The sequence below is a fragment of the Microbulbifer mixtoriginis (SeqCode) genome, assembly GCF_052466865.1.
The window spans coordinates 4,601,192-4,618,959 of record NZ_CP174293.1 but is presented as its reverse complement, the minus strand read 5'-3'; the positions used below and the strand labels follow the sequence as shown (position 1 = coordinate 4,618,959).

Below are 17,768 nucleotides of genomic sequence, written 5' to 3'. Positions count from 1 at the left end.
CGGATAAAAATTAAACAACGGGGTGTCTTAATGGAGCAGTTTCTCGGCCTGCGTACAGTAATTTACGGTGTAACAGATATTGCAGAGGCCCGTGCCTGGTATGCGCAGCTGCTGCAGAAAGAGCCCTATTTCGATAGCGATTGCTATGTGGGTTTTCATCTCGGCCATTGTGAACTGGGCCTGAATCCGGATGCGCGCAGCGCGATCAGCCGCGCGGATGGGGTGATCGCCTACTGGGCGGTTGCGGATATGGCCGCACAGGTCGAGCGTCTTGGAGCCATGGGTGCGCGACAACACAGCGATGTGGTGGATGTTGGCGAGGGCGTACTGATGGCGAGTTTTCTCGATCCTTACGGCAATATTATTGGCCTGATTGAGCAATCCCAGGCCGTGTCGGAGGATTCGAACCAGTAAACGGAGCAGTCCCCGTGAACAAACCACCAGTTTCCAGTTTTCGAAAATCTCCTGATAGCTTTGCCGCAGAGAGCCTTGCCCAAATTGGCCGTGGCTATGTGGCGCCAGACAGAGTCGTTCTGATTACGGGATGTTCCAGTGGTATTGGTCGCGAGCTGGCCCTGGCCTTGCATCGCCGCGGTACTATTGTTATCGCTACCGCGCGACGCCCGGAAAGCCTGCAGGAACTGGCGGACCTGGGCATCGCTACCGAAGCTTTGGATGTTAATAGCCAGGCAGATATTAACCGGGTGCTACACGCTCTCAAGGCCGCTTATGGTCGTCTGGATATATTGATCAACAACGCCGGTTACGGGCAGATGGGCCCGCTGATGGAGCTGGATACCCGCTCCCTGGAAAATCAGTTTCGCACCAATGTATTTGCCCCACTGGCACTGGCGCGTGCCAGCGTGCCGTTGATGCGCTCGGGCAAGGGCGCTGTAATTTGTAATATCGGTTCCGTATCCGGTGTTTTGGCTACCCCTTTCTCTGGGGCCTACTGCGCTTCCAAAGTGGCCCTGCACACACTCTCGGAAGTCTTGCGCCTGGAACTGAAACCTTTTGGGATTCGCGTTATGACGGTACAGCCCGGGGCTATTGCCTCGGAGTTCGGCCGCCACGCGGAAGTATCACTGCGCGGTCTCCTGCCTCCGGATTCAATGTATAAGCGCCAGGAGGAAGTGGTGCGCGCCCGCGCACAGGAATCTCAACAAAATGCCACCCTGGCCAGTTCCCTGGCACGTAAGTTAGTACGTGAACTACTACGTAAACGGCCGCGCACACTGGTGCGTATCGGCAATCGCAGCCGCCTGTTGCCCTGGCTTGCGCGCTGGTTACCGCATAAATTGCGGGACTGGATTTTATTGCGCCGTTTCAAGTTAAACCGTTTGGCGCACAAGGTATAAGTGAGGCTTAGGACTGCCTCCCCGGTGTTTTTCATTTGAGTGATTAATTACTTTTCTGCTCGATGCATTACTAAAATTATCCACATAAAATTTTTAGCCATTAACTAACAGTCGCGCCTGTGATTCAGCCAGTCCTTCACTTCTGAAAAACTACCGCGAAATAGGATAGGGCTGTCACGCTTTTCCATCAGGTGGTTGTAACCACCATCGTAATATTCTCGCAATAAACACATCACCAGTGGAATATAGGCCTCACTGTTTCCACTCTGTTGTAATTCTCGATTTGCATCCATAAGTTGTGCATCCAATGTTTGATGGCGTAATCCACCGAGGCGCTTGCGGATTTTACTCAGGTTGTTGCGCAGTTCTTCTCCCAATGTTGCTGCGGAGTTGCCAGCAGTTTTAAAGCGCGGCAGGGCCTCACACACATAATCTTGCACAATACGCCGGGCTCGTTGCTCCAGCGGTTCCTCCACCAGGACTCTGGGAGCGCTTTTCATGGCATTTTGTAATACTGGGGGCAGGGCACAGCGGCCAATAAGCCGGCTTTCATCCTCGATAAAAACTGGTCCGGTAGCTTGCGACAGCTTGAGTAAATCGATACCCACTTGGTTTTCAAAATCAATTTGAGAAGGCTGATCACAACCCGTACGGCCAAAGCTGGAGCCGCGGTGCCTGGCAATCCCCTCCAGGTCGAGTGCCCGTTCTGCACCCTGAATTAACTCTGTCTTACCACTGCCGGTGTGACCGGCAATAACGATCAGCGGCAGCTCTTGGCTCAGGCCTTCCAGCTTGCTGAGCAGATAGGTGCGCATAGCCTTGTAGCCACCATCAACTAGTGGATAATCAATTCCCACATCTCGCAATAATTTCTGTGTAGTGCGCGAGCGCAGGCCGCCACGAAAACAGTAAAGGTAACCTTGGGGGTGGCGATGAATAAATGTACTCCAAGCGTTGAGTCTATGCTCTACGACTTTATCCGTGGCTAGTTGCCATCCCAAATCAATAGCGGCCTGTTGCCCCTGCTGTTTGTACTCGGTACCAATTAACTCCCGCTGTTGGTCGTCTAATAACGGGTAGTTTTCTGCATGGGGAAATGCTCCGCGCTGAAACTCCACCGGTGCTCGTACATCCATCAGCGGAATATCGTGTAGGAATAGATCACGGTAATTCGTAGTATTTTTGCGCAAGGAGGGTCTCCAATATTGCTGTGGAGAGCTTCACTCATTAATGAGGGCTGACCACTCTGAGGCTCTTATAGAGTTAATCAAAGAAACTTTGGTCGATTGTAAGGCTTTTGCTTGTTTGTACGCCAATCCACTTTAGCGGTTAACCGAATAAAATGGCTCCAGGGTATGTCACCACCAATAATTGAGGAGCTAGTAGAGCATTAGTCGTGAATACTTGTGGCTAATTAGCTGAAGGTGTATGTAACGCTTTGGGTTAATTTAGGGCAGGGCCCTTTATGCTCAATTAACAAATAAGAAGAAAAGATATGGTTAGTAATAGGGTGAGAATTTCAATAGGGAGCAGTTATTAATAATTTGGTATCCGTTATGGTTTGGATATCATAATTTTTGGTGAAATTTGACGCCACTAAAATACCTGGGCAGAAAATATCTCCGGATATTCCAATATTTTTATCTAATTTTACACTTTGCCCTATTAGCATAAGTCCAATTAAAATTTCCCTTAATCGTAATAAGAAATATAGATTTCCTATTGGTCCATAAAACTATTGGAAGATTGCTCTCGACTTCCATTGAAACCGAGCCATTGAACTTGGTTGGCGCAAATTATGCCTCTAAACGATCAGTGAAGAGTGGTCTTCCGGCGCCTTTATTCCCGTCAATACCTTATCCTTGTATACCCTGAATGAGTTGCCCCGTGGAATTCTTCACGAGTGCTTCATTCAGGAAATACGTATTTATGACCCTAGATCAGTTGCTTATTCTAATCATTATCGCGATTACGATAGCGCTGTTTATCTGGGGGCCTTGGCGCCACGATATGGTGGCGCTCTCTTCCCTGCTCGCTTGTGTGTTTTTTGGATTAATTCCCCCTGAAAAAGCATTTGCTGGATTTGGTCATCCGGCAGTGGTCACTGTGGCCTGCGTGCTGATCCTCAGTCGTGGCCTGCAGAATACCGGAGCTATGGGAGCCCTGGCCCAGCGGGTAGTGCCTCGAAGCGGCAATATCACAGTATCAATGTTACTCCTGACTGGGCTCGGTGCTCTTCTATCAGGGTTTATGAACAATGTGGGGGCTTTGGCGCTGTTGATGCCGGTAGCGGCGGATATGGCGGAAAAACAGGGCCTGGCTCCGGGTAAGGTGCTAATGCCCTTGTCTTTCGCCACGATACTCGGTGGCATGACCACCCTGATTGGCACGCCGCCAAACCTGGTGGTCTCCGGTTTCCGCGACAGCGCCGGGGCCGGCAGTTACGGCATGTTCGATTTCACCCCGGTGGGCTTGGCAGTGACCCTGGTTGGCCTGCTCTTTATCGGCCTGCTTGGCTGGCGCCTGGTGCCAGGTCGCGGCCAAGCGGGTGCGTCCAGTTTCGATACCGGGACTTACCTTACTGAGGCACTGGTTGGGGAAAAGAGTGCGGCAGTGGGTAAGAGCCTGGGTGAAATTGGCAAGGTACTGGGGGCTGAGGATGCACAGGTAGTCGGGTTGGTGCAAAGCGATGCTCGGGTAGCGGCAGTAGCGCCCTGGCAGCGGGTGCAAAGCGGGGACATTCTGGTAATCGAGGCAGAGCCCGCATCCTTAGCAGCGAGTCTTACCAGGCTTGGACTCACCATGGTTGGTGGGGCTGAGACAGAAAAAGACAAGAAAGTGGTTGTACAGCTGGGAGGGGCAAAGCCGCTGCAGGACGAGGATTCTCGGGATAAGAGTAAGGAAAAGAGCGGCCCCACCGGTGAGGAAATGCAGTTGCGCGAATTGGTTGTAATGCCCAATTCTATTTTGGTGGGGCGTTCGACTCAGTTTTTACACCTTTCGACCAACTACCAGATTAATCTGCTGGCCCTCTCCCGGCGGGGGCGCCGATCGGTGAAGCGCCTGCGTTCTACGCCGTTGCAGGCGGGCGATGCCCTGCTGATGATGGGTCCGGATAATCATCTCAATAGGTTTGCCCGGGAACAGGGCTGCGTGCCTCTGGCTCAGCGGGATATCGGCATGCCGAACAAGGAGAAGGCAGTCATTGCCCTGCTTGCTATGGCATTGGGAGTTGCGGGTGCAGCCTTTGGCCTGGTCCCCGCAGCGGTCTCATTTGCTACCTGCGTGCTGGCTTTTATGGCACTCAAGGTTGTGCCGCTGCGAAACATTTACGAGGCCTTGGATGGTTCTGTGATTGTTTTGTTGGGCACATTGATTGCCGTGGCAGAGGTGATGGAAAGTACAGGGGCGGCGGACTTGGTGGCACAGGTGCTGCTGGATAGTTTGGCTCAGGGTAGTTCGGTATTGGCTCTGGTGTTGATATTGATCGTTACCATGACATTGTCGGACTTTATGAACAATGTGGCTACTGCGGCGGTGATGTGTTCAATTGCCATTAGTACCGCTGAACAACTGGCGGTGAATCCGGACAGCTTTCTAATGGCTGTGGCCATCGGCTCATCCTGCGCTTTTCTAACCCCGGTGGGCCACCAGAACAATACCTTGATTCTGGGGCCGGGGGGGTTCGATTTTGGAGATTATTGGCGCATGGGGCTGCCCCTGGAGATACTGGTGGTGCTTGTAAGTATCCCCATGTTGCTGTGGGTATGGCCGCTCTAAGCTCAGGCGATGGAGTCGTCCACAGGCTGCGCTAATTCCGCAAGATAGTTGCTACAAAAGCGCAGTATATCGGTCACTGTGACGATACCCACCAGTTCTCCTTCGCGCATGACCAGCACCGAGCCGATACCCGTATCGGCCATAGCCATTAGGATTTTATCCAACGGATCATGGATATCGGCAATAAAGGGCCGGCGCGCGCACAGGTCGTGGACATAGAGTTGTTGCTCTTCCAGTCGGTGTCCGGGGGCGTTGGCCCTTTCGATATCTCCCTTGGAGATGACCGTTTCCAGATCGCCGGCTCGGGTTACTGGCAGATGGCGCACCTTGTGCTCTTCCATTAGCGCAAGGGCATCCTCAACGGTTGCATCAATATCGATGTGATAGGGAAACGGCGTCATCAGAGCCGCTAAAGTGGGCATGTGATGAATATTATGGGTATTGGACATAGCGAGCGTCAGGTATCCAATGGTTTTTGGCAATGAGCGCTATAACAAAAGTCAGCGCAATAATTTGCAATTGGCGACTGCGGTTACAATATAGCCAAAATAGGGATGTTTGAATATCCTTTTGTTCAGGCGAATATCCACGCCTTTGTTACATTTTGTTAGCAATAACCGTGAAGATTCCTATTATATTCAAATGATAGAGCGTAAACGGTTGATATTTGTTGGCGAAAGATTATTATTCGCGACCTCAGCCGAGAAATATAATCAGTGTTTCGGTTTCAATACCGGAAAAGGCTGAAGTCGGCTAGCTTTTAATAATGCATTTGCCGAATATATCTAGCGCTGGAGTCGACCGGTGCAAGGGTATCTCGTTTTTCATTCGGCTAATTCGTAATATGCCGAATATAACATCACTTAACCGCCAGTAATCGGCTAGTGGTGCTGTTAACAATTTTGATATTTCGAATAACCGGACTCGACTCTGTGTCGGCCTCCGCCACAGTGTTTTCTCTGTATTTTTAATAACCGTCGTTGAGGTTTATTGAATGTTCCAGGAATACGAACAACTCGAACAGCAAATTGCCGAGCATCAGGCAAGAATCGAAGAACTGCAGGAGCAAATGGCTCAGGCAGAACGCAAAAAAGATGGCGTTATCGCGTTTGATAAGGCACTGGTTAATCTGGCTGCCGAATATCAGATGGAAGAAGAGGAATTCTTCGTTGCACGTGGCCGCCAGGTCGTTGAGTGGCTGGTAGACCAGCTGAATGATGAAGACGCTCCTGACTACGTACAGACTCTTAAGTCTCGCGTTGCCCGTCACCTGAAAAAAGAGGGTGATAGCCCCCGTCGCGGCCGCCGTGCTGCAGCTACTGCGAGCAAGTCTGCAGAGCCGAAGCTGGAAACCGGCCACTACCGCAATCCGTATACCGGTGCCACTGTAGAGAAGAAAAAGCGCAACCCTAAAGCGCTGAGCCAGTGGATCGATGAATACGGTCTGGAAACCGTTAAAGAGTGGAAGATCTAATTCTGCTCAGGTTTCCTATCCAGCATCGGTAATACCGGTGCTGGATAATCTCCACCAGGGTATTCTTTACATTTCTTAAAAATTTAAACGCATTCTCCTGTATTTCATCGAATATGGGTTTACTGCCCCTATATCCTTTGCATAACCTCCAACCACTATTGGATTGAGAGTATCTTCTTGTGTTTACCCGAATTACCAGTCTGCTAATCATTGGCTTTATAAGTTCGCCTTGGGTCAACACTTGGGCGGAAAGCGCGACATCAAATACCAATAGCCAGACCAATAGCCAGGTTATTTATTTGGTGCGCCATGGGGAAAAGGAGCTGGGGCCTAATGCTGGCAAAGATCCACAACTAGCAAAAGCTGGCAAGGCCCGTGCCGAGCAGTTGGCGCGGATACTCAAAGGTGTGGAAATTGATGCGGTATACAGCACCGATTTTACTCGCACCAGGGAAACTGCCCGCCCATTGGCTGAACAGCGAGGTTTGCCGGTACAAAGCTATGATTACCGTAAATTAAAAGAGTTTGCCGTGGATTTGGACCAGGCCGGCGATCGAATCTTGGTCGTTGGGCATAGTAATACTACGCCGGAAATGGTGGCCCTTCTCGGAGGGGAACAAGGTGCTCCAATTAGAGAATCCGATGAATACGATCGCCTCTATATTGTTATTCGTGACCGAGGCCAGGTAACCACTCTGTTACAACGCTACGGTAAGGACAGCAGACAACAACACGTAGCTGAACTTTCGCAAACGCAGTAGCTGCTTAGTTGTGTATACGCTAGTCGAGCAGCTCGCGCACAAAATCTCTAACAATCGCCGAGGCCGGTCCGTATCGGTGCTCGGTGAAAGCATCACCCACACTGCTGGGTTCTAAATTTAATTCCACACTGTGTGCTCCCGCCAGGTTGGCACATTCTACAAATCCGGCAGCCGGATAGACATTGCCGGAGGTGCCAATACTGATAAACAGGTCGCACTGGCTCAGGGCTTCGTAAATCGCCTCCATCTGCAGCGGCATTTCCCCAAACCACACCACATGGGGGCGCAAGGTACCTGACAGTCCACAACAGTTGCAGTGATCGCTAACCAACAGATCCTCCCGCAGGGAAAACAGCTGGCCGCTGCTGCTGCAGCGGGCTTTGAGCAGTTCGCCATGCATATGGATCAGATGATGGCTGCCGGCGCGCTCATGGAGGTCATCGATATTTTGGGTAACCAACAAAAACTCCCCGGTGAACTCTTTTTCCAGTTCGGCTAAAGCCCGATGAGCTGCGTTGGGTACTACATCTCCAGATATTAGATGTTGACGACGTTCGTTGTAAAAACGCTGTACCAGTTGGGGATTGCGCTCAAAAGCTTCGGGGGTAGCGACATCTTCGATACGTTGGTTTTCCCATAGGCCGTCGGCCCCGCGAAAAGTACGGATACCAGATTCTGCGGAGATACCGGCGCCGGTCAGCACCACGATACGTTGATATTGCATAGGAAATAATTTCGCCAAGCTGCTGTGATTAGGGCATAAAAATATATTGAACAGTTTACGGGGATCAATATTTCATCGAAAGCCTGAAAGCTTTAGTTATGTAGAGCAAGAAAAATATTACGGTTGATAGGCATAAATCAGATGGCCAAGTTAAAGCGACCAAGATTGACCGCTTAATTTATTGAGATAACTTTTTTGGTTTCCTCAGTGTAATTTAAGGCGAGGGCTCACCGCGCGGTTGGCCTGTCCAATGAGATAAAGCAACATCGCCTTTGGCCAGCCGTGGATTGCCGCAAGGTGCATGCGATAGAGTGAGCGGTAGGCAAAACCTGCAATACGCCCTTCTACGGTGAGGCTGCCTTTTACCAGGGTGCCCATCAAATTTCCTACCGCAGTGTATTTACTCAGTGAAACCAGGGAGCCTCGATCGCGATAGTAAAAATGTTCCAGGGGTTTGTTCTCAATCAAAGCGATCAAATTGGAGGCGGTGAGTTTGGCCATCTGTTGTGCTGCTTGAGCGCGCGGCGGTACCCGCTGATCGTCACCATCGACGCAACTGGCACAATCTCCCATGGCAAAAATACTTGGATCAGTTTGAGTTTGCAGTGTGGTTTTCACCTCTATTTGATTGAGGCGATTAGTGGCGAGCCCATCGAGACGGTTGAGAAAATCGGGAGCTTTGACCCCAGCAGCCCAGACGCGAATCGCTGCAGGAATTTCCATGCCGTCACCGGTGGTGAGACCCGTGGGATTGGCACTCGCGATACTGCAACCGGTGAGTACGCGCACTCCCATTTTGCTCAGTTCGCGCTCGGCATTATTGCCCAAGCGCGCCGGCAGAGCCGGCAACAGGTGCGGCCCGGCTTCGACTACGGTGATATCAATAGCATCCGAGCTGATTCGCCCATAGTTGCCCATCTGCTTGCTTGCATCCACCAGCTCTGCCGACAACTCCACTCCGGTAGCGCCGCCACCAACTATGGCAATCTGCAAGCTGTTGTTAGTGTGGGTTTCCAGGCGCAAAAAATGATTGAGAAGCTGCTGGTGGAATTTCTGTGCCTGCTCACTGCTGTCGAGAAAGACGCAATGATCGCGTACGCCGTGAGTGTGGAAATCGTTGCTCTTGCTGCCGATACAGAGAACTAAATAATCGTATTCCAGTTCGCGGGAAGCCACCAACTCATGGCCCTCGTCATCCAACACCGCCCCTAAAGTGACAACCCGACGCTTTCTGTCGAGAGACTGTAGGGCGCCGAGCTGGAATTCATAGCCGTTAGCGCGGGCGTGTACTTGATAGTTAAGGGCGTCCATATTGGCGTCTAATGCGCCAGCGGCAACTTGATGGAGCAGGGGCTTCCAGATATGGGTACGATTCTTATCGACCAGAGTAATTTGTGCTGTGGGAGAGTTGCGTCTTTTTCCCATGAACGGGGTAAAACTGAAATAGTGCCCGAGCCGCGTGGCTAGATGTAGCCCACTAGCGCCGCCGCCGATGATCACAATTTTTTTCATGGTGGGTGGTCTTCCTGTCGATTACTAATAAGCCGACTCCCCAATCTGTGAAGACCTATCGCCGCAATACATGGTTAGCGGCGCTTGTTTTCTGCCAGTATCCTCCGCATTGGCAGTGATATCAACAGGCCCCAACAAGTGATGATAAGTAGAAGTAAAAGCGGGATGATTACACTTGGCTGTGTTCCGCCTCGCTATTGTGAGTGATTAACTGCCGCCAGTGGCCATCCCGACGTAGATGTACCTTTGGCTGGGGGTTGCCACTAGTGTTGATCACTCCGATGATGGCGGCCTGGCTGCAGCCACTCTGTAGTAGGGCGCGAACGCAGGCTTCAGCCTTACTGGCAGGAACAGCGGCGAGCAGGCCACCACAGGTCTGTGGATCAGTGAGTAGCGCCCAGTGTGGTAGGGATTGCCACTCCCGGGGGTTTTCCACAAAGGAATAGGCACTGGCGTTCTGCGGTTGTAGGCTGGATAACCAGCCGCGCTCAATGCACTGACGGGCGCCGGGAATCAGTGGCAGCGGCTCGGCGATTAGAGTGGCACTGAGCCCATCGGGTTTCAGCATTTCCAATAAGTGGCCGAGTAAACCAAAGCCCGTGACATCAGTGAGAGCGTGGGCGCCGTGTTGGGCGAAAACCCCGGAAGCGGCGGCATTGCTGTGCAGCATGGTCTCCAATGCCTTTTGCAGCCAGCGACCTTTGGCTTCTCCCATCCCCTCGGCGGCGAGAATGGTGCCGATGCCCAAGGGTTTACTCAATATCAGACAGTCTCCTGTGTGAGCCCCACATTTTTCCAGCAGTTGCTCGCGCTCAGCCAGGCCGTTCACAGTGAGGCCCAACTGCATCTCCGCTCCTTCGGCAGTGTGGCCACCGGAGAGTACGCAATGGTGGCGGTTGAGTTCGTAAATCGTACCGGCGAGCAGCTGTTGTAAGTCCCGTTGGGTGATTTCTTCTGCCGCGGTGGGCAAGGTGGCCAATACCTGTGCACTCACCGGGCGGGCATGCATAGCGAACAGGTCAGAGAGTGCGTGCAAAGCGGCAAGTCGCCCGAACAGCCAGGGGTCTGCAACCGGGGCGCGCAGTTGGTCGGAACTCTGCACCAATAATTGCGAGGCGGGCAGGTCCATCACGGCGGCATCATCTCCGAGTCCGCGCAGTAGGTACTCAGATTGCTGTATGGGAAGCTTGGCCAGAGCGCCGCGTAGTACTTCAGGGCCTACCTTGGCACCGCAGCCATTGCAGCGCATGCTCGCCAGAGAGATGCCCTGGCGCTGGTTGAGTATCTCGCGAGGATGGGCGCTAGGCATCTCTTCCATGCTGATGGGCAGATCGCTAAAGCGCTGCATAAAGTTGCGATCAATATGGTCTTTCCAGCGCCACAGGGGGGCTCCCACTGCGGCAAGTCCATTGCGCACCGCAACCGCGCGCTTGCCGCCACAGGCCAACAGGCTCAGAAAGCGCTTTTGCGGCCGGTAATTTTTCAATGGCTGTCCGGTGAGAGTGGCGCGCAGATTGTGAAATAGCACCGGCCCTTGCCGCACTGCGTAGACACCCGCCTTGGGCAGCGGCCCGGCGGAAAAACTGGCCACGTCACCGGCGGCAAAGATTTCCTGGTGCCCCTGGGCACGCAGTTTACGGTCTACTACTACGAAGCCTTTATCGTCCAGAGCTAGCTGGGAATCCGCCAGCCAGGGGGGAGCACAGGCGTTGGTTGAGAGCAGCACCTGATCCAGGTTGAGTAACTCGCTATTGTTGTTGCGTACGCCCTGCTCAGTAATTTCTGATACCGGCCAGTTGTGATGTATCTCTACGCCGAGGCTATCGAGCTCACGGGCCACTAATTTTCGCGCGAGGAAAGGGTAGCCTTGCGGTATTTCATCAGCTCCGTGTATCAGGTGTATTTGTACTCGCCCGGAATAGATCTGCTCCTCCAGGCTATAAGCCATTGCCATGGCCAGTTCGCAACCACCGGCACCGCCGCCGACAATACCCAGGCGCAGAGATGTGCGATTTTTCTGTACATGTCTCTGCAGTTTTTGCCAGAAGTTGTAAAAATGTCCGATAGGCTTGATGGGGATTGCCAATTCTGAGCCGGGCAGCTCACGCACCGGGGTGGCACCGACATCCAGGGACAAGAGGTCGTACTCTAATGGTGGACGCCCGAGCAGGGATACCGTGTGCGCCTTTACGTCGATATGGTGGGCACAGGCCTGAATAAAACGAGCGCCTGCAGCGCGACACAGGCGCGCCAGATCGATATGGGTGTCATCCAGTGAATAGTGGCCCGCTACCATCCCCGGCAACATACCGGAATAGGCGGTTTGGATTTGTGGAGAAACCAATGTCAGGCGCGCACCCGGCAGCGGGTTCATTGCCCACATTTGCAACACTATGGCATGGGTGTGGCCACCGCCGACCAGAACGATATCCTGGTAGTTAGGATGCTCCTGCATTTTTGCTCACTACTGATTTCTGCAACAGTTGCTGGGGTAAAGCCATTGCCCGCCAGCCAAATTCTCCCGCCGCGCAAATTCACTTCTGGATAAATTTTAGACAGCGTGAGTTGCGGCGAGACTGATCACACGACGTCAGCCTTCATTATCGCGAATCGCGACGCCAGGGTAAAAAAAACTCTGGGGCTGGTCTTTACTTTATGGGCTTGGCTGTCGTTGCAGCTTGCGTTCAACTCATTTCGCGGCGCGATTTTTCCAATGCCAACAGAGCCTGCCCGTCATAATGCCCGCTTTCATCACTTGCTGTGGTGGTTGATTGGCGGATTATTATTGCTGGAAGGCTTTTCATTCGTGCTTTCCGGTTTGGTACGCGATAAGGCCAGTTCATGGATGGCCGAGCGCGGCCTGGATTTTCAGGCACAACACTTTCGAGTGTCTCTGCTGGATTTAAGCTTGTTGCTTGTAGATGCGCGTGCAATCAACCGCGAGGGGAGAGGGTTTTCCGCCCAGGAAATTCTGCTGGATTACAGTTGGTGGCAGTTGCTGCGTGGTCGCGCCAATCTGCCTCGAGTCTCTATTAGTGGCGCCTATATGGATCTGCAATCTGTGCCGGGAGAATGGCGCAGAGAATGGGAGGTGGGCGGCTGGGATTTGGCACAGGTTGAGCGCAAGGATAGGGATTTTAAGCTGGCAATCGAGCGAGCACGAATTCGTAATAGCGAACTCTGCTATTTACACAAGCCCATCTGGTCTACAGCCTCCTGCGTTTACATTGGCGATATAAGAGCGCGGGATTTCACCCTGGGGCTGTGGCGCAAAGGAAACGTTCCCCTAAAAGTTGATATTGCCGCTGCTGGGATTGAATTACACGAATTATTAGCCAGAGAGAGAAAGTCTGCGCGATATAACACGACTTTGGCGCATCTGCACTTGAAGTCTGGGGATTTTCGTTGGCCTAGTTTGCGCACCGAAGCGGATGCCTTCCACGCAGAATTTTTTTCCAGTTGCCCGCCACAACAGTGGGCTGATGCGATTCACGGATTACAGCGCTTGATCGGCCACTGTGCCGCAGCGCGTCGTTTGAAAGCCGCTGGGGATTTAAAATTTGATTTTGGTCGTGTCGCTATGGCGCAGTGGCGCCGTGCCAATGGCGAAGGCGTTATATTACGGCGCAGCGATCAGCGTTGGCAGGACTGGCGCGCAGAAACCATTACTATCCGCGATTTTGATTATGTTCGCCCGATTAAACGGCTGCGCTGGCGTCGTGCGGGCGCTACCGCCTTCGATTGGTGTCCACAGCACTTACGCGATGCCAAACACCACTTTTGTGTGCGAGCCACTACCCTGAATCTCCCCGGTCCTACCAAGTTTGACTGGAATCAACCGCTCAAAATAATTACCGGTCCCAGTCGCGCCCAACAGGTGCGCTATGTGGATGTCGCCCAGCCCCACAGGCAGCCTCTGACAGCACAGCAAGCTCGGCTGGGTCCACTGGAGTTTGATAAGGCCAGCCGAATTCTCTCGGTGGGCAGTTTATCGGTGGATAGTGCCAGCGGCTGTGTGCCCGGTGAATTGTGGGGTAAACCCGATCACTGCGTGCGCTTAGCTGGTTTACGTGGAGAGGAAAAAGTGGCGCTTCGTTTTGGTTCGAAGCCCAAGTCGGTTTCCTGGGGAGTTGCCAGTGGGCCAATGTATCTGGGACAGATGCAGCTAGAGGGATTGGCAGAAGAGAGGCTACGACTGCGTCAATTAAAGTGGGAGGGTATCGACACTTTAGCATCGGATACACCTTACTCAATTCAGGATTTTTCCCTGGAATCCTTGTCTGGCTGCTTATCGCGTGGCTTGCTGCCTGAGGGCTTGGGGCCCTTGTGCGCCCAACTCAACAGTCTTAAGGGACAGGGTAACTTTGCCCTGCAAACGGGTGAGGATGGGTATGCCATTTTTGGCAAATTGGGGGTGCAACGACTTATGTTGGGGGATAGCCCCAGCGGTAATAAAGGGCTTTTATTACAGAAAATGGCCAATGGCAGCGGATATTTTCGCCGCGAAGCCGTTGAAGACCCCTGGGCTGCCAGCGCCATGGCATCAAGTATCGGCTCGATAGACGCGGATTATAGTACGGAGAAGGGCAATCTAGAGGAGCAGGGGCCTCAAGCCAGTAACCAAATGGCCAGTGTCAATGCGCCAAACTTCAAATTGGAAAATGCCAGTTTGCAGCGCTTAGATGGTTGCTTACCAGATTCTTGGGCGCGGTTAATTTACCGGGACTCCCTGCCGCTTGAGAAAATGCCCACTTGCTTTGACTTTCGTGACTTGCGCCAGCAACAGCCTCTTCGCATTGCTTGGCGCGAAGGCTTTGATATTGCCACTGCAGAATTTTCTATCGAGCGTGCTCTGGCACACACGACACAAAATCGCTCCCTGCTAAATATTGAAGACCTGAATTTCCCATTAGTTAGAATCCGTTATTTACCGTCTGCGGCGCTCAGCACTTATATCGCCTTGCCTGAAAGTGCATTGCAAATACTGGATATTTGCCTACCGGATATCGCGGTACTTTCTGATATTCACATTCGCTGTATAGACCTGCAGAAGTTGCATTTAGGCGAAGCCTTCCACTTGGAGTTTGGTCGACAGCAAGCATCGGCCAATTTGAATGACTCCAGCATTGCTCAGATTCAACTGCTGGAGATGGACGGAATAGCTGCACTGGATATTCAACAGCTTTCTCTGCCAGAATTAGAATTTCTCTGGTCCCGCAATGGTGCTGCCACTTCAGAAATAAAGTTTGACAAGCTGTCTGCAGAGTCCCTATTGGCTTGTCTCCCACAGCGACAGGGCATAATGGGAAAACTCCCCCATTGTATATACAGTCGGGACTTGCACTCTATCAATAGCAGTGGGGTGTCACTGGGAGTGACAGAATTTACCCGTGCTGCCTCTGCCGAGCCCATTTGGCAGTTTGCAAAACTTGACATTCCTCGGATTTATTTTTCCCCCGGCTCCATCGATCTCTACGATTTAACGATCGACAATATCTTAGTTTGTGGTTTACAGCGCCTGTTCCCTAGTGAAATCGATAGGGCAAACCTGGCTGACTGTATTGAAACACCACAGATAAAATTTACGGGTAACCCAATTAGTATTGGCTTTGAAAGTAGCATTGATCGGATTAGTTCTGGCGCTGTTTACACTGGTCCAATCGCTTTTTGGCAAAAAGGCAGAGATTTCCTGCAGGCAGGCCTGCAACAGTTGAGTTTGCGGGGAGTCAACTGGAATGGTGGGAAGGACTTTTCTGTTGCCGACTTAAAGATTCTCAATACCCGGGTGTGCCTGCCAGACTCCGGCAAGATTGTAACGATAGAAAGGCTTGAGCGATCCAGAGCTGGAGATACGCGGAGCTGTTATGGCGTCGATGAGCTGTATATGCCAGGTTTGCAGCGCGTATCCCTAAGTCGGCCTTTTACTCTTGAGGGCTCCTTACATTTAGCTGGTCTCTCTATTCCACGCAAAAATACTGAGCCAATTAAAATACCCAACTTTCAGCTGGATAATATCTCTCTTGAGGGGGAGGCACTGGTACGGGTGCAGGGTGCCAGTGGCTGTTTACCCGCCGGACTTTTGAAAGACAAAAATATTGCGCCTTGTTATCAGTTGAGCCAATTACGCTTGGGAGGTATGGAAAGTCTACAAGGGGCGACCGGAAGGATTTTTCTGCTCAGGGACATCAGTGTGGTGGAAATACAAATGCATGAGAAGGGCTTTACGCAAGCATTGTCTTTCCCGTTATTGAAGACGCAGAGATTGCAAGTGGAGCAATTGCGTTTGGAGGGACGATCTCTAGGAGTACAGCAACTACGGCTTCTGAGTATCGCCAGCTGTATTCCCACTGGTTATTTTGATCAAGGGATTCATTGCTTCAAACTCGGAGCTGTTGAGTTGGATGGTAACTTCAATGGCGTACACGGGCTAACTCTTCCACTGTTTAAGGTTGAGAATATTGATCTTTTTTCACCACGAGGCGAATTATTAGTAGAGGGGGAAAGTATTGAGATTGCCCACTTTTCTATGAATTCAGAAGAATGGTACTTCGCCTGGGGGGAGGCCGTACATTTCCATTTCTTCAACCGGGATCCTGGGGTTCCCGAGTTTGAACGCCACAGTACCGTTGGGGACTTTAGGTTGTTGCATATTAAAGGCTTGAGTTTCCATAAGCGTATGGAGTTATTGACGATTGATTTTATCGATTTCCTGCGCCCACGTTTTATCTTGTTGAGGGATGAGCAGGGTCAGTTTCCGGTAACCTGGGAGATTGCCGAACTGCGAGGGATACCGATTAATCAATATCTGCATAGGAAGAAAAAACACCGGCCTCCACTCTTATACCATATTGGTGATATCCACCTACGCCATGGTACTTTTACCTGGGTGGATCGAAAACATGAGTTTCGCGCACGGCTGCCAGTACGCGATATCAATCTTAATCTCAGTGATATCAGCAATGTGGGGGAGCATCCTCCAGCTGTGATTGTCGCGAATGGCCGCCCCGGTGGATTTGGCGATATTCAATTAGGCGGGACAATAGACTACTTGGGACAAAAAAAATGGAATGCGGATCTGACCGGTTATCTGGCTAATGTAAATCTGATACCGGCTACGCCTTATATGGCCAAGCTACTTGGTTTCAAGATACTGCAGGGGCAGATGGATGCGGTGGTGAATATCCATGTCTATGAAAATCAATTAAATGCCTTTGCCGATGTGGTCTTGGAAAAAATAAAGGTTCGGCGTGTACGAAAAGATGATCAATTATCAGTTAAGAAGAGGTTTATCCCTCTGAACCTTGCCCTTTGGCTGTTAAAAGACGGTAAGGGGAATGTGAAATTTGGTATGCCTGTAACCGGTAATATCCGCGATCCAAAGTTTTCTATGGAGTATGTCTTCAGCGAGTTACTACATAAAGCCATTATGGATGCTTTGTTTAGTTACTTCACCCCCTATGGTATTTATCTTTTGGCTAAATTGGCCTGGGGGCGATTTATGGCGAAGTCCTTTGATTCTATCGATTTTGCTCCCGGCAGTGCGGAGTTAAGTGGATTGGCGCTGGCACAACTTCAGCAAATGGTTGCAGTGTTACATAAACATCCAGATGCCCGTCCTGGTGTTTGTGGTATTGCCAATGCCAGGGATTGGAATGCAATGTACCCAAATTCAACAATTGGTCTACGTGGTAGTCGCAGATTTTTATCAAATTTCTACCGTAGGCCGCCGATTTTCTTGCGTGAAGAATTTGAGAAGTTAGCCTTAGAGCGCAGTCGAAAAGTTGAGCGCTATTTGATTGATGCAGGTATCCCAGCTGCTGAGCTTATTCCTTGCGCACCGGATTATATGGGACGTGACTTTGGTGATCCAAGAGTTGAATTTTCTAATTAATGTCAGTGACTTATTTCTAAGGAAAGTTGATATTTGGTGGGGTGCCTTATTCTCTATGCTGGAGATATATCATCCTCTTGGATGAGTGTTTAGTGGAAGTGTCAGTGGCTATATTTATCAGTGTGTAGATATGTTGTTATTAATAAATGAAATACTTTCTATATTCTAACTTGCTTTATTTATCAATAAAATCTGCAAGATATTTCTATGCTTTTTCAGTGAAGTTTGGGTTATAAATGCCCAAAAGGTAAATCATATTACCATATCT

Annotated in this window: 11 protein-coding genes; 6 read left to right on the top strand and 5 right to left on the bottom strand. The window is 51.2% G+C overall.

Annotated elements, in window-relative coordinates; all coding sequences use genetic code 11:
• The first annotated feature begins 30 nt into the window (after window positions 1–30).
• Together ACJJJA_RS20625 and ACJJJA_RS20620 are read left to right on the top strand one after the other, a co-directional pair.
• A complete protein-coding gene (locus tag ACJJJA_RS20625) occupies window positions 31–414 on the top strand; it encodes a VOC family protein (protein WP_444887301.1) in 384 nt (127 codons plus the stop codon).
• Between the two features lie 14 nt (window positions 415–428).
• Window positions 429–1,358, top strand: coding sequence for an SDR family oxidoreductase (locus ACJJJA_RS20620; protein WP_444903253.1), 930 nt, complete (start codon window positions 429–431; stop codon window positions 1,356–1,358).
• Between the two features lie 104 nt (window positions 1,359–1,462).
• On the opposite strand, the gene mnmH is transcribed toward ACJJJA_RS20620, so the two are convergent.
• On the bottom strand, window positions 1,463–2,548 hold the full coding sequence (gene mnmH, locus ACJJJA_RS20615) for a tRNA 2-selenouridine(34) synthase MnmH (protein ID WP_444903252.1): 1,086 nt from the start codon (window positions 2,546–2,548) through the stop codon (window positions 1,463–1,465).
• 739 nt (window positions 2,549–3,287) lie between these two features.
• On the opposite strand from mnmH, the gene ACJJJA_RS20610 reads away from it, so the two are divergent.
• On the top strand, window positions 3,288–5,138 hold the full coding sequence (locus ACJJJA_RS20610; RefSeq protein ID WP_444903251.1) for an SLC13 family permease: 1,851 nt from the start codon (window positions 3,288–3,290) through the stop codon (window positions 5,136–5,138).
• A 2-nt stretch (window positions 5,139–5,140) separates the two neighbouring features.
• On the opposite strand, the gene ACJJJA_RS20605 is transcribed toward ACJJJA_RS20610, so the two are convergent.
• Window positions 5,141–5,587, bottom strand: a complete 447-nt coding sequence (locus ACJJJA_RS20605; protein WP_252083444.1) for a CBS domain-containing protein — start codon at window positions 5,585–5,587, stop codon at window positions 5,141–5,143.
• A gap of 545 nt (window positions 5,588–6,132) precedes the next feature.
• On the opposite strand from ACJJJA_RS20605, the gene ACJJJA_RS20600 reads away from it, so the two are divergent.
• Together ACJJJA_RS20600 and ACJJJA_RS20595 are read left to right on the top strand one after the other, a co-directional pair.
• Window positions 6,133–6,612 carry a DNA binding protein gene (locus ACJJJA_RS20600; RefSeq protein WP_252083443.1) on the top strand — a complete coding sequence of 160 codons (480 nt, stop codon included), beginning with the start codon at window positions 6,133–6,135 and terminating at the stop codon, window positions 6,610–6,612.
• A 179-nt stretch (window positions 6,613–6,791) separates the two neighbouring features.
• Complete coding sequence (locus ACJJJA_RS20595; protein WP_444903250.1) at window positions 6,792–7,373, top strand: SixA phosphatase family protein; 582 nt, start codon at window positions 6,792–6,794, stop codon at window positions 7,371–7,373.
• A 19-nt stretch (window positions 7,374–7,392) separates the two neighbouring features.
• Here ACJJJA_RS20595 and cobB read toward each other — a convergent pair whose 3' ends face one another.
• The 3 genes from cobB to ACJJJA_RS20580 all read right to left on the bottom strand — a co-directional run bounded on the left by cobB (window position 7,393) and on the right by ACJJJA_RS20580 (window position 12,064).
• On the bottom strand, window positions 7,393–8,097 hold the full coding sequence (gene cobB / locus ACJJJA_RS20590; protein WP_444903249.1) for a Sir2 family NAD+-dependent deacetylase: 705 nt from the start codon (window positions 8,095–8,097) through the stop codon (window positions 7,393–7,395).
• 204 nt (window positions 8,098–8,301) lie between these two features.
• Entirely contained in the window at window positions 8,302–9,609 is a 1,308-nt protein-coding gene (locus ACJJJA_RS20585) for an NAD(P)/FAD-dependent oxidoreductase (RefSeq protein WP_444899727.1), read from the bottom strand.
• A 169-nt stretch (window positions 9,610–9,778) separates the two neighbouring features.
• Window positions 9,779–12,064 (bottom strand): slr1591 family oxidoreductase, encoded by a 2,286-nt coding sequence (locus ACJJJA_RS20580; RefSeq protein ID WP_444903248.1) that lies wholly within the window; start codon window positions 12,062–12,064, stop codon window positions 9,779–9,781.
• A 258-nt stretch (window positions 12,065–12,322) separates the two neighbouring features.
• Between ACJJJA_RS20580 and ACJJJA_RS20575 the strand changes: the two genes are divergently transcribed.
• Window positions 12,323–17,500, top strand: coding sequence for a DUF748 domain-containing protein (locus ACJJJA_RS20575; protein ID WP_444903247.1), 5,178 nt, complete (start codon window positions 12,323–12,325; stop codon window positions 17,498–17,500).
• Window positions 17,501–17,768 lie beyond the last annotated feature (268 nt).